Origin of the sequence: Fodinibacter luteus, from assembly GCF_039541575.1 — a bacterium.
In the GTDB taxonomy this organism is placed as follows: Bacteria; Actinomycetota; Actinomycetes; order Actinomycetales; family Dermatophilaceae; genus Fodinibacter; species Fodinibacter luteus.
This window is the reverse complement of sequence record NZ_BAABGM010000001.1, coordinates 49848-61956: the sequence shown is the minus strand read 5'-3', so window position 1 is coordinate 61956 and position 12109 is coordinate 49848. Positions and strand designations below refer to the sequence as shown.

At 73.7% G+C, this 12109-nt stretch carries 11 protein-coding genes; 6 read left to right on the top strand and 5 right to left on the bottom strand.

Annotation, left to right across the window (positions count from 1 at the left end; all coding sequences use genetic code 11):
- Window position 1 precedes the first annotated feature (1 nt).
- Both ABD899_RS00260 and ABD899_RS00255 read left to right on the top strand, forming a co-directional pair.
- Window positions 2-976, top strand: a complete 975-nt coding sequence (locus tag ABD899_RS00260) for a nucleoside hydrolase (RefSeq protein ID WP_345201008.1) — start codon at window positions 2-4, stop codon at window positions 974-976.
- Entirely contained in the window at window positions 973-1806 is an 834-nt protein-coding gene (locus tag ABD899_RS00255) for a PfkB family carbohydrate kinase (protein ID WP_345201006.1), read from the top strand. Before ABD899_RS00260 ends, ABD899_RS00255 begins: the two co-directional genes overlap by 4 nt.
- A gap of 11 nt (window positions 1807-1817) precedes the next feature.
- Here the strand turns inward: ABD899_RS00255 and ABD899_RS00250 are convergent, their stop codons facing one another.
- Window positions 1818-3056 carry a class I SAM-dependent methyltransferase gene (locus ABD899_RS00250; RefSeq protein WP_345201004.1) on the bottom strand — a complete coding sequence of 413 codons (1239 nt, stop codon included), beginning with the start codon at window positions 3054-3056 and terminating at the stop codon, window positions 1818-1820.
- 226 nt (window positions 3057-3282) lie between these two features.
- Between ABD899_RS00250 and groES the strand changes: the two genes are divergently transcribed.
- Entirely contained in the window at window positions 3283-3576 is a 294-nt protein-coding gene (gene groES, locus ABD899_RS00245; RefSeq protein WP_345201002.1) for a co-chaperone GroES, read from the top strand.
- 154 nt (window positions 3577-3730) lie between these two features.
- Window positions 3731-5347 carry a chaperonin GroEL gene (groL, locus tag ABD899_RS00240; protein ID WP_345200999.1) on the top strand — a complete coding sequence of 539 codons (1617 nt, stop codon included), beginning with the start codon at window positions 3731-3733 and terminating at the stop codon, window positions 5345-5347.
- Window positions 5348-5531: 184 nt separating this feature from the next.
- Here groL and ABD899_RS00235 read toward each other — a convergent pair whose 3' ends face one another.
- Window positions 5532-5759: an RNA-binding S4 domain-containing protein gene (locus ABD899_RS00235; RefSeq protein ID WP_345200997.1), complete on the bottom strand. Its 228-nt coding sequence runs from the start codon at window positions 5757-5759 to the stop codon at window positions 5532-5534.
- A gap of 129 nt (window positions 5760-5888) precedes the next feature.
- The gene (locus ABD899_RS00230) at window positions 5889-6179 is read right to left on the bottom strand and encodes a WhiB family transcriptional regulator (RefSeq protein WP_345200995.1); all 291 of its coding nucleotides are present in this window, start codon (window positions 6177-6179) and stop codon (window positions 5889-5891) included.
- A 245-nt stretch (window positions 6180-6424) separates the two neighbouring features.
- Here ABD899_RS00230 and guaB point away from each other — a divergent pair, with 245 nt between their 5' ends.
- A complete protein-coding gene (gene guaB / locus ABD899_RS00225; protein ID WP_345200992.1) occupies window positions 6425-8029 on the top strand; it encodes an IMP dehydrogenase in 1605 nt (534 codons plus the stop codon).
- Between the two features lie 7 nt (window positions 8030-8036).
- On the opposite strand, the gene ABD899_RS00220 is transcribed toward guaB, so the two are convergent.
- The gene (locus ABD899_RS00220) at window positions 8037-9077 is read right to left on the bottom strand and encodes a P1 family peptidase (protein ID WP_345200990.1); all 1041 of its coding nucleotides are present in this window, start codon (window positions 9075-9077) and stop codon (window positions 8037-8039) included.
- A 37-nt stretch (window positions 9078-9114) separates the two neighbouring features.
- Window positions 9115-10740, bottom strand: a complete 1626-nt coding sequence (locus ABD899_RS00215) for a DHA2 family efflux MFS transporter permease subunit (RefSeq protein ID WP_345200988.1) — start codon at window positions 10738-10740, stop codon at window positions 9115-9117.
- 175 nt (window positions 10741-10915) lie between these two features.
- On the opposite strand from ABD899_RS00215, the gene ABD899_RS00210 reads away from it, so the two are divergent.
- Complete coding sequence (locus tag ABD899_RS00210; RefSeq protein WP_345200986.1) at window positions 10916-12037, top strand: GuaB3 family IMP dehydrogenase-related protein; 1122 nt, start codon at window positions 10916-10918, stop codon at window positions 12035-12037.
- Window positions 12038-12109: the final 72 nt, after the last annotated feature.

The following is a 12109-nucleotide window of genomic DNA, read 5'->3' as shown; positions in this document are numbered from 1 at the left end:
CATGCCGAGCCTCCCCGTCGTCCTCGACGTCGACACGGGGGTCGACGACGCCTGCGCCCTCCTCCTCGCCGCCCTCCACCCGCGCCTCGACCTGCGCGCGGTGACGTGCGTCGGCGGCAACGCACCCCTCGCGGACGTCGTGCGCAACACGCTCACCGTCCTCGAGGCCGCCGGGCGCGACGACGTCCCCGTCGGGGTCGGGGCCGCCCGGCCGCTCCTCGAGGAGCCGGTCGACGCACGGCACGTCCACGGCTCCGACGGCATGGCCGACCTCGGGATGCCGTCGCCGCGCCTTCGCGCCGACCCGCGCCCCGCGGTCGACCTCCTGCGTGACACGCTCGAGGCGGCGGCCTCGGCCGGCGCGCCGGTGACCGTCGTGCCGCTCGCGCCGATGACGAACCTGGCCCTGCTCGCCCGGGTGCACCCCGACGCCTTCGCCCGGATCGGGCGCCTCGTCTTCATGGGCGGTGGCGTCGAGATCAGCAACGCCACCGCCGCGGCCGAGTTCAACGTCTTCCACGACCCGGAGGCGGCGGCCATCGTCCTCGACGCCTGCGCGGGGCACGGCATCCCCGTCACGATGTACGGCCTCGACGTGTTCTCCGACCCGGTCGTCACGGACAGCGAGGTCGAGGACCTGCGGCGGGTCGGCACGCCCGCCGCCCGGCTCGCGGCGGGTCTCGTCTCGTTCCACCACCGCCGCTTCGCCAGCGCGGGCACCACGATCGGCGACGCGGGTGCCGTCGCGATCCTCCTCGAGCCGGATGCCGTGCGCACCGAACGGCTCCCGGTGCGGGTCGAGCTCACCGGCACGTGGACCCGGGGCCGCACGGTCGTCGACCGCCGCGACTGGGGCGGCCACCTCGACCACGACCCGCACGGGCTGGCTCCCGCGCTCGTCCACGTCGCCCTCGGGATCGACGGGCCGCGCATCGCCGCCCTGTGGCTGGGCACCGTCCGCGGGGAGGCGTCGTGACCGGCCGGGTGCTCGTGCTCGGGTCGCTCAACGTCGACCTCGTGACGCGGGTCGCGCGCCACCCGCGCCCCGGCGAGACCGTCGTCGGCGAGGGCCTGGAGCGGCTCGCCGGCGGCAAGGGCGCCAACCAGGCGGTCGCCGCGGCCGCGGCCGGGGCCGCCGTGGCGATGGTCGGGTGCGTCGGCGACGACGCGGGCGGCGCGGCCTACGCGAACCGGCTCGCGCGGCTCGGGGTCGACGTGTCGGCGCTGCGGGTCTGCACGGGGGTGCCCACCGGGCACGCGGTCGTCACGGTGGCCGACGGCGGCGAGAACGCCATCGTCGTCGTCCCGGGGGCCAACGACCGGCTCGACGAGCGCGAGGTCGCCGCGGTCGACGGGCTCGGCCCCGGTGACGTGCTCCTCGTCCAGCTCGAGGTGCCGAGGGCGGTCGTGTGCACGGCCGTGCGCCGGGCGGCCGGCCGCGGGGCCCGGGTCGTGCTCAACACCGCGCCGTACGCCGCGCTCCCACCCGACGTCGTCGCGATCGCCGACCCGGTCGTCGCCAACGAGCACGAGATGGCCGCGCTCGCCGAGGCGGGGGCGCAGCCGCGGTCGCTGCTCGTGACGTTCGGGGCCAACGGGGCGGCGTGGGACGGCGTCACGGCGCCCGCGCACGTCGTCGAGCCGTCGGAGGTCGTCGACACGACCGGCGCCGGCGACGCCTTCTGCGGGGCCCTCGCGGCCGCCCTCGCTCGCGGTGCGGGCCGCGAGGAGGCCCTCGACGCGGCCCTCGCCGCGGGAGCCGCGGCCGTGCGGCATCCGGGCGCCCAGCCCGACGCCGGCCTCTGACCGCCGCGGGGTCAGGCCGGCTCGACGACGAGGACGACCTGCTCGCCGGCGACCCGGGTGAGGATGACCGTCCGCTGGGCGCCGTCGCCGGCCTTGCGCGAGATCCGCAGCTGGCGGCGCAGCTCGTCGTCGTCCAGGCGCACCCCGCGCTTCTTGATCGTCAGGCCGGTGACGCCGTGCTGCCGCAGCCAGGACCGCAGGGTGCGCACGCTGAACGGCATGACCTCGAGCACGGCGTAGCGCCGAGCGAACGGGATGTCGACCTCGGCCTCGGAGACGACGTAACCGAGGCCGCGGTCGACCTCGCTGCCGAGCGTGGCCGCCGTCACCGCGCCGAGCAGCCCGGCCTGGGTCACGGCGCGGTCGGGCTCGTAGAGCCAGGGCCCGACCCGGTCGACGCCGGTGACGAGCGGGGGGTCGGGCTCGGCCATCTCGAGGTCGACCTCGACGGGCGGGCGGTCCGGGCCGAGGATGCGGGCGCTGTGGCCGGGCCGTTGGGCGAGCGGGCCCCACCACACGGCGCACTCGAGCACCTCGCCGGCGAAGGACGTCCACTGCGCCTCGGTGCCGAGCGGGATGGCGTCGTGCGGCATCGAGGGCGAGAGCTTGGCCCCGGTGGCGGGCACCGCCGTCGCGACCTGGAGCACGAACTCCCACGTCGGCCGGATCTCGTCGAGCCGGAACACCCGCTTGATCCGCCCGTGCCGCCCGGTGTGGCCCGGCACCCGGCGGGCCGGGTCGAGCCAGACGCCGACCCGGGAGCGCAACGGGTCGCGCGGGGGCTCGAACTCCTCGGCCAGGCCCGCCCGGGCGCGCGAGTCCGGCCAGGGTCGCAGGTTGAGGTCGGCGACCGCGGCCGTCGCGGGGTCGATGTCGACGCCGCGCACGGTGACCCCGAGCGCCGACATGGCGACCGCGTCGGAGCCGATGCCGCAGCCGAGGTCGTGCACCGTCGCGAGGCTCGCGTTGTAGAACCGGCCGGCGTGGGTCGCCGCCACCTCGAGCCGGGACGCCTGCTCGAGGCCGTCGGGTGTGTAGAGCATGTCGCCGGCGAACTCGCCGAACTTCGCGACCGCCCGGGCCTGGAGCCGCTGCTGGGTGAGGAGGGCGGCGACGAGCTCGGGGGAGTGGCCCTCGCGCCGCAGCCGGTCGCCGAGGCGCATCACCTCGCGCTCGTCGTAGGGGGGCAGGGACCGCAGCGTCGCACGGCCCTCGGGGGACCCGAGAGCTCGCACGATGCCGACGTCCACGGGGGGAGATGATGCCATTGCGCCGCCCCCTCGCCGGCCACCACCGTCCGGCCTCTGGCACTCGAGTTGACCGAGTGCTAACGAGCGACCTAGATTTGGCTCATTGGCACTCGCCCACGGTGAGTGCCAGCGCAGCCGGGTCCTCCTCGACCCCCGCGACGGCGAAGCGGCCCCGGACGCGCAGTCCCCGTCCACTTCGACTCACCCCACAGGGGAGGAGCACACCGTGTCGGTTTCCATCAAGCCGCTCGAGGACCGCATCGTCATCAAGAGCCTCGAGGCCGAGCAGACGACCGCGTCCGGTCTCGTCATCCCGGACACCGCGAAGGAGAAGCCCCAGGAGGGCGAGGTCCTCGCGGTCGGCCCCGGCCGCATCGACGACAAGGGCAACCGCGTCCCGCTCGACGTCCAGGTCGGCGACCGCGTCATCTACAGCAAGTACGGCGGCACCGAGATCAAGCACGGCGGCGAGGAGTACCTCATCCTCTCCGCCCGTGACGTGCTCGCCGTCGTCGGCTGACGCACGACGCAGACCCGCATGCCGTGACCGCGCCCCGGTGCGCACCCGCCACCGGGTGTGACCGGGGCGCGTCCGGTGCCGGACCCGAACGACCACCCACCTGCGGCGGGCAGCGCGAGCCGCGCGCCCGGCATCCGAACAACGAAGGACATCCATGGCCAAGGAACTGGAGTTCAACGACTCCGCCCGCAAGTCGCTCGAGCGCGGCGTCGACGCGCTCGCGAACGCCGTCAAGGTGACGCTCGGCCCCAAGGGCCGCAACGTCGTCATCGACAAGAAGTGGGGCGCCCCGACGATCACGAACGACGGCGTCACGATCGCCCGTGAGATCGAGCTCGAGGACTCCTACGAGAACCTCGGCGCGCAGCTCGCGAAGGAGGTGGCGACCAAGACCAACGACGTCGCCGGTGACGGCACGACGACGGCGACCGTGCTCGCCCAGGCGATGGTCCGCGAGGGCCTGCGCAACGTGGCGGCCGGCGCGTCGCCCTCGGGCCTGAAGCGCGGCATGGACCGGGCCGTCGAGGCCGTCTCCGACGAGCTGCTGCGCACGGCCCGCGAGATCGAGTCCAAGGAGGAGATCGCCCAGGTCGCCGCGCTCTCGGCCCAGGACGAGGAGATCGGCGCGACGATCGCCGACGCGTTCGACAAGGTCGGCAAGGACGGCGTCATCACCGTCGAGGAGTCCTCGACCGCGAGCACCGAGCTCGAGTTCACCGAGGGCATGCAGTTCGACAAGGGCTACATCTCGCCGTACTTCATCTCCGACGCCGAGCGCATGGAGGCCGTCCTCGAGGACGCCTACGTGCTCATCAACCAGGGCAAGATCTCGGCGATCGCCGACGTCCTCCCGGTGCTCGAGAAGGTCGTCAAGGCCGGCAAGCCGCTCCTCGTCATCGCCGAGGACGTCGACGGCGAGGCGCTGTCGACGCTCGTCGTCAACAAGATCCGTGGCACGTTCAACGTCGTCGCGGTCAAGGCGCCCGGCTTCGGCGACCGCCGCAAGGCGATGCTGCAGGACATGGCCGTCCTCACCGGCGGCCAGGTCGTCGCCGAGGAGGTCGGGCTCAAGCTCGACCAGGTCGGTCTCGACGTCCTCGGCCAGGCCCGCCGCATCGTCGTCACCAAGGACTCGACGACGATCATCGACGGTGCCGGCGCCCACGAGGACGTCTCGGGCCGGGTCGCGCAGATCAAGCAGGAGATCGAGCGCACCGACTCCGACTGGGACCGCGAGAAGCTCCAGGAGCGGCTCGCCAAGCTCGCCGGCGGCGTCTGCGTCATCAAGGTCGGCGCGCACACCGAGGTCGAGCTCAAGGAGAAGAAGCACCGCATCGAGGACGCCATCTCGGCGACCCGCGCGGCCATCGAGGAGGGCATCGTCGCCGGTGGCGGCTCGGCCCTCATCCAGGCCGTCAAGGTCATCGACGGCCTCGGGCTCGAGGACGACGAGCAGGTCGGCGCGTCGATCGTGCGCAAGGCCGCGGCCGAGCCGCTGCGCTGGATCGCCGAGAACGCGGGCCTGCAGGGCTACGTCGCCGTCGCCCAGGTGCAGGGCCTCGAGCCGGGCATGGGCCTCAACGCCGCCTCCGGCGAGTACGAGGACCTCGTCAAGGCCGGCGTCATCGACCCCGTCAAGGTGACCCGCTCGGCGCTGCGCAACGCGGCCTCGATCGCCTCGATGGTGCTCACGACGGACACCCTCGTCGTCGACAAGAAGGAGGAGGAGCCGGCCGCCGCCGGTGGCCAGGGCCACGGGCACGGCCACTGAGCCCTCGCTCCCGCGCCGTTCGACGGCGCACCCGCACGACGACGGATGCCGTCCGCTCACCCGAGCGGGCGGCATCCCGTCGTGTGTCTCGCGAACTCAGGAGCACCCCGTCGACTCAGGGTGCTGCTCGACCCTGACTCGGCGAAGTGCTCCTGAGCCCGCGGAAGGGGCGGGCGGGGGGTGGTCAGGTGGCGGCGGCGGTGACGTGCAGGGTGGCGCCCTCGAGGGTCACGACGTCACCGGGGCGCACCTGGCGCCCACGACGGGTGTCGACCTCACCGTTGACGGCGACGAGGCCGCGCTCGACGACCTCACGGGCCATCGCCCCGTCGTCGACGACCCCCGCGAGCTTGAGCAGCTGGCCGAGCCGGATCGACGCGTCACGGATGGGGACGTCGACGGGGGTGCTCACCGGCTCAGGCTACGCCGACCGGCGCGGCCCCCGTCCGGGTCGCAGGACGCCCCGCCCCAGGGACGTTCTGCGACCCGGACCGCCCCTCGCCCCCCGGGTCCGGCGCCGACCGCGGTGCACCCACCGCGGTCAGGACGCGATGTGCCGCCCGCGCGCGTAGTACGACTCCCGCTCGTCCTCGGTGAGCCCGCCCCACACGCCGTACGGCTCGCGGACGGCGAGCGCGTGGCTGCGGCACTGCTGGAGCACGGGGCACGACAGGCAGATCTCCTTGGCGGCGCGGGCTCGGGTGCGTCGCTTGCTGCCGCGCTCGCCCTCGGGGTGGAAGAACACCTCGGGACCGACCCGGCGGCACGAGCCGTCGAACTGCCACTCCCACAGGTCGGCCACGGGACCGGGCAGTCGGGTGATCTCGGCCATGCGTACCTCCGTGCGTGGTGGTGCCGCTCGCTGAGCGGCCAGGGCTTCACGCTAGAAGCGGGTTGGTACACGGTGGGCAATCCTTTGGTAAGGACTTGGTCAAGACCCCCGGTGACGCCCGAAAAGGGCCTCTGACCATGGATGTCGTCGAGTACGGATTCCGAAGGCTCTGGGCCTCGACCGTCCGGCGGCCGGAACCGGCGTGAGGTGTCGGGCCACGTCGGCGCACCCCGTAGAATCGGGTGATGAGCCTCGGAGTCGACGAGACGAGCACGGCCCCCGACCGCGACCTCGGGGGCGCCGCCCTCGCCGAGGCGCCCGCGGTCGTCGCGACGACGGCCGAGCCGGCCCCGGCATCCCCGTTCGCCGAGCTCGGTCTCACGTACGACGACGTGCTCCTCCAGCCCGGGGAGACCGACGTCGTCCCGAGCGAGGTCGACACGACGTCCCGGCTCACCCGCGGCATCTCGCTCCGGGTGCCGCTCGTCTCGGCGGCGATGGACACCGTCACCGAGGCCCGCATGGCGATCGCCATGGCGCGGCACGGCGGCCTCGGCATCCTCCACCGCAACCTGTCGATCGAGGACCAGGCCTACCAGGTCGACCTCGTCAAGCGCACCCAGACCGGCATGATCTCCAACCCGGTCACGATCGGCCCCGACGCCACCCTCGAGGAGCTCGACGAGATCTGCGGCCGCTACCGCGTCTCCGGGCTGCCGGTCGTCGACCCGGGAGACCACCTCCTGGGCATCGTGACGAACCGCGACCTGCGCTTCACCCCCGTCGCCGCGTGGGGGCACACGCTCGTGCGCGAGGTCATGACCCCGATGCCGCTCATCACCGGGCACGTCGGCATCAGCCACGACGAGGCCACCCTCCTGCTGCGCCAGCACAAGCGCGAGCGGCTGCCGATCGTCGACGACGAGGGGCGCCTGCGCGGGCTCATCACGGTCAAGGACTTCGTGAAGTCCGAGCAGTTCCCGAACGCCAGCAAGGATGCCGACGGCCGCCTCCTCGTGGGCGCTGCGGTCGGCTACTTCGGCGAGGCCTGGCAGCGGGCGACGACCCTCGTCGAGGCCGGCGTCGACGTGCTCGTCGTCGACACCGCCCACGGCCACGCCCGCCTCCTCCTCGAGATGATCGAGCGCGTCAAGGCCGACCCCGCGACGCGGCACGTCCAGGTCATCGGCGGCAACGTCGCCACCCGGGCCGGCGCCCAGGCCCTCATCGACGCCGGCGTCGACGCCGTCAAGGTCGGTGTCGGGCCGGGGTCGATCTGCACGACCCGGGTCGTCGCCGGCGTCGGCGTCCCCCAGGTCACGGCCATCCACCAGGCGTCGCTCGCCTGCGGTCCCGCCGGGGTGCCGCTCATCGGCGACGGCGGGCTGCAGTACTCCGGCGACATCGCCAAGGCCCTCGTCGCCGGGGCCGACACCGTCATGATCGGGTCGCTGCTCGCCGGCTGCGAGGAGTCGCCGGGCGAGCTCGTCTTCATCAACGGCAAGCAGTTCAAGGCCTACCGCGGCATGGGGTCGCTCGGGGCGATGTCCTCGCGCGGCAAGAAGTCCTACTCCAAGGACCGCTACTTCCAGGCCGACGTCACCTCCGACGACAAGATCGTCCCCGAGGGCATCGAGGGCCAGGTCGCCTACCGCGGCCCGGTCGGCGCGGTGGCCCACCAGCTCATCGGCGGCCTGCACCAGTCGATGTTCTACGTCGGCGCACGCACCGTCCCCGAGCTGAAGGCGAGGGGCCGGTTCATCCGCATCACGACGGCGGGCCTGCGCGAGTCGCACCCCCACGACATCACCGGCATCGTCGAGGCACCGAACTACACCTCGCAGGGCTGAGCCCCGCTCAGCCCGGGTGGCGCGTCAGCGCGTCGCGGTACGAGCGCAGGGCGACGCCCCCGTCGGCCGCGCGGTCCACCGACGTGGCGGCGAGCACGCCGCGGGCGATGGCCCGGGCGACGGTGTCGGCCGCGGCGGTCTGCAGCTCGACGAGCTCGACGCGGGACGGCTGCGGCCCGGTGCCCGTCGACAGGGCGAAGACCGCGTCGCCGTCGAAGGTCGTGTGCACCGGGGTGAGCGCCCGCGCGAAGCCGTCGTGGGCGACGCCGGCCAGGGCGCGGCATCCGGACTTCGTGAGCACCGCGTCGGTCGCGACGACGCCGAGGGTCGTGGCGGCCCCCGCGACGAGGGCGGCCAGGGCCGCCTCCTGCTCCACCCGGTGGGCCGCCGCGGCCGCCGGGTCCGGGTCGGGGAGGGCGGCGGCCTCCGCGTCGGTGAGCAGCGGGCGGGCGAGGAGCGACCCGGCGAGGTCCCACGCCGAGCCCACCGCGTTGACGACGACGAGGGCGCCGACGGTCGCACCCGAGGACAGCACCACGGATGCCGTGCCGACCCCACCGCGCAGCCCGCCGGTCATCGCGCCGGTCCCCGCGCCGACCGAGCCCTCGGTCACCGGGCCGGACGTCGCGGACCGGTAGGCGGCCAGGCCGTCGTCGCGACCGGGGTGGTGGCTCCAGTCGCCGCCGCGCCCGAGGTCGAACAGGATCGCTGCCGGCACGATGGGCACGACCTCGTGCGGCTGCGTGCCGACCGGCCAACCGAGCCCGTCCTGCCAGAGCCCGGCCATGACGCCGTCGGCGCTCGCGAGGCCGAACGCGCTGCCGCCCGCGACGACGACGGCATCCACGGTGTCCACCGAGCGGCTCGGGTCGAGCAGGTCGGTCTCGCGGGTGCCCGGCCCGCCGCCGCGCACGTCGACGCCGCCGACGGTGCCGGGCGGCGCGACGACGACGGTGACCCCGGTGAGCCAGCCCGGCTCGTCCCGGGTCGCATGGCCGACCCGCACCCCCTCGACGTCGGTGATGGCGTTCCACGCTCCCGGCTGCACGGGCCCCAGCATGACGGATGCCGGCCCCGGGGCGCGGTCAGTGCAGGACGATGGGCGGCGCGACCTCGTCGGCCGTGGCGTCGTCGAGCAGGTGCGACTCCTCGTGCCGGCGCGGGAGGAACCAGGCCGGGACGAGGGTCAGGGTGAGCAGGATCGCGGCGACCCAGAAGGTGTTCGCGAAGGCCACGGCCATCGCCTCGTGGACGGCTGCCATGAAGGCCTCCTGGCCCCGGGCGAGCAGCGCCGCGACCTCGGGGAACCGGGCGGCGACCTGGCCGATCTGGGCCTCGTCGGTGAGGCCGGCGGTCGCCTCCTCGAAGGCCGCGGCGGCCCTGAGCAGCGGGTCGTCGTTGAGCCCGTTCGTGAGCACGACGGACATGATGGCGACACCGATCGAGGAGGCGATCTGCTGGCTGATGTTGAGCAGCGTCGAGCCGCGGGCGACCTCGTGCGACTTCAGCGTCTTCAGCGCCGAGGTCATGAGGGGCATCATCGTCGCGCCCATGCCCAGCCCCATGACGAAGAGCACGGGGAGGATGAACGAGTAGCTCGTCGTCGCCGTGAGCTGGGTCAGCGCGTACATGCCGCCGATGATGAGCACGAGCCCGAAGGGGACGATGCGACCGACCGGCAGCCGGTCCACGAGGGCGCCCGCGATCGGCATCGTGATCATCGCGCCGAGGCCCTGCACGGCCATGAGCCACCCGGCCTCGAGCGCGCTCTCCCCCCGGACCTGCTGGAAGTAGGTCGGCACGAGGAGCAGGCCGCCGAAGAAGGCCGCCGCGAAGAGGAACATCGTGATGACCGAGACGGTGAGGTTGCGGTTCCGGAACAGGCGCAGGTCGAGCAGGGGGTGGACCGGACGGAAGCTCCAGACGACGAAGCCGGCGACCATGAGCAGGCCGATGGTGCCCGGGACGACGACCTTGGCGGAGAAGAAGGTCCCCTCACCCGGGATCGAGGAGACGCCGTAGAGGAACAGCGCGAGGCCCGGCGACATGAGGGCCATGCCGACCCAGTCGAAGGACTCCGAGGGCTCCGGGCGGTCGGAGGGCAGGACCCGCCAGGCGTAGACGATCGCGATGGCGCCGATCGGCAGGTTGATGAGGAAGATCCAGTGCCACGAGTAGTTCTCGATGAGCCAGCCGCCGAGGATCGGGCCGAAGATCGGGCCGAGCAGCATCGGGATGCCGAGGATCGCCATGAGGCGGCCCATCCGGGCGGGCCCGGCGGCGCGGGTCATGATCGTCATGCCGAGCGGCATGAGCATGCCGCCACCGAGGCCCTGGAGGACGCGGAACGCGATGAGGGCCTCGATCGTCGCGGCCATCGCGCACAGCACCGAGCCCAAGGTGAACAGCAGCAGCGCCGTCATGTAGAGCCGCTTGGTCCCGAACCGGTCGGCGGCCCACCCCGTCATCGGGATGACGGTCGCGAGGGCCAGCGTGTAGGCGGTGACCGTCCACGCGACCGTGGAGTAGGGCAGCGGGTTCCCCGGGGTGCCGAACTCGACCTGGAAGGTCGGCAGCGCGACGTTGACGACGGTGATGTCGAGGATCGACATGATGGCGCCGAGGACGACGACGCCGGCGACCGTGAGGACGGCCGCGTCGATCTTCTCGGGGTACTCGTGGGGCGCCGTCGGCGCGGGTGCTGATGACACGTCGGCTCCATGTCCGTTCGAGAGGCGGGAACTGCCCCGACGGTCCAGTGTGCCGCACCGGACCCGGGTGATGGAAACGCTTTCGGCGGGGGTGGGGGCGGGCCCCCAGTCGGTGCGTGGACCGCCGGGGGACGGCCGCGGGAGTGGCCGGCATCCCCGTCGGTAGGCTGCCCCGGTGACCGAGATCGAGATCGGCCGCGGCAAGCGCGGCCGCCGGGCCTATTCCTTCGACGACATCGCGATCGTCCCCTCGCGCCGCACCCGCGACCCCGAGGAGGTGTCGGTCGGCTGGCAGATCGACGCCTACCACTTCGACATCCCGGTCATCGCCGCCCCGATGGACTCGGTCGTCTCCCCGCGCAGCGCCATCGCGCTCGGTCGCCTGGGCGGCCTGCCCGTGCTCGACCTCGAGGGGCTGTGGACCCGCTACGAGGACCCCACGCCGCTGCTCGCCGAGATCGCGACCCTCGACCCCGCGCTCGCGACGACCCGCATGCAGGAGATCTACCGCGCCGAGATCGACCCCGACCTCGTCACCGAGCGGCTGCGCGAGATCCGTGACGGTGGCGTCACCGTGGCCGGCGCCCTGACCCCGCAGCGCACCCAGCAGCTGTGGAAGACCGTCGTCGACGCCGGGGTCGACCTCTTCGTCATCCGCGGCACGACGGTGTCGGCCGAGCACGTCTCGGGCCGGGCCGAGCCGCTCAACCTCAAACGCTTCATCTACGAGCTCGACGTGCCCGTCATCGTCGGCGGTGCCGCGTCCTACGCCGCCGCCCTCCACCTCATGCGCACCGGCGCCGCCGGGGTGCTCGTCGGCTTCGGTGGCGGCGCCGCGCACACGACCCGCCGCACGCTTGGCATCCACGCGCCGATGGCCTCGGCCATCGCCGACGTCGCGGCCGCCCGCCGCGACTACCTCGACGAGTCCGGGGGCCGCTACGTCCACGTCATCGCCGACGGTGGGGTCGGCACGAGCGGCGACGTCGTCAAGGCGGTGGCCTGCGGCGCGGACGCCGTCATGCTCGGCGCCGCGCTGGCGCGCGCGACCGACGCCCCCGGCCGGGGCTTCCACTGGGGGCCGGAGGCGCACCACCCCGAGCTGCCCCGGGGCGAGCGCGTCGAGGTCGGGGCGGTCGCCGGCCTCGAGGAGGTGCTCTTCGGCCCGAGCCGGGTCGCCGACGGGCGCACGAACCTCGTCGGTGCCCTGCGCCGCGCCATGGCGACGACGGGCTACCTCGACCTCAAGGAGTTCCAGCGCGTCGAGGTCGTCGTCGCGCCCTACGAGCGCAGCTGACCCCACGCGGGTGCCGCGAGCGGGACCCGTCGTGTGCCGGTGCCCACGTTCGAGCGCCGGCACCCCCAGCGG

Excerpts from the sequence above, each read along its gene's own strand:
- ABD899_RS00260 (WP_345201008.1), top strand. The coding sequence starts at position 2 with ATGCCGAGCCTCCCCGTCGTCCTCGACGTCGACACGGGGGTCGACGAC.
- groL (WP_345200999.1), top strand. The coding sequence starts at position 3,731 with ATGGCCAAGGAACTGGAGTTCAACGACTCCGCCCGCAAGTCGCTCGAG.
- ABD899_RS00230 (WP_345200995.1), bottom strand. The coding sequence starts at position 6,179 with ATGGCCGAGATCACCCGACTGCCCGGTCCCGTGGCCGACCTGTGGGAG.
- guaB (WP_345200992.1), top strand. The coding sequence starts at position 6,425 with ATGAGCCTCGGAGTCGACGAGACGAGCACGGCCCCCGACCGCGACCTC.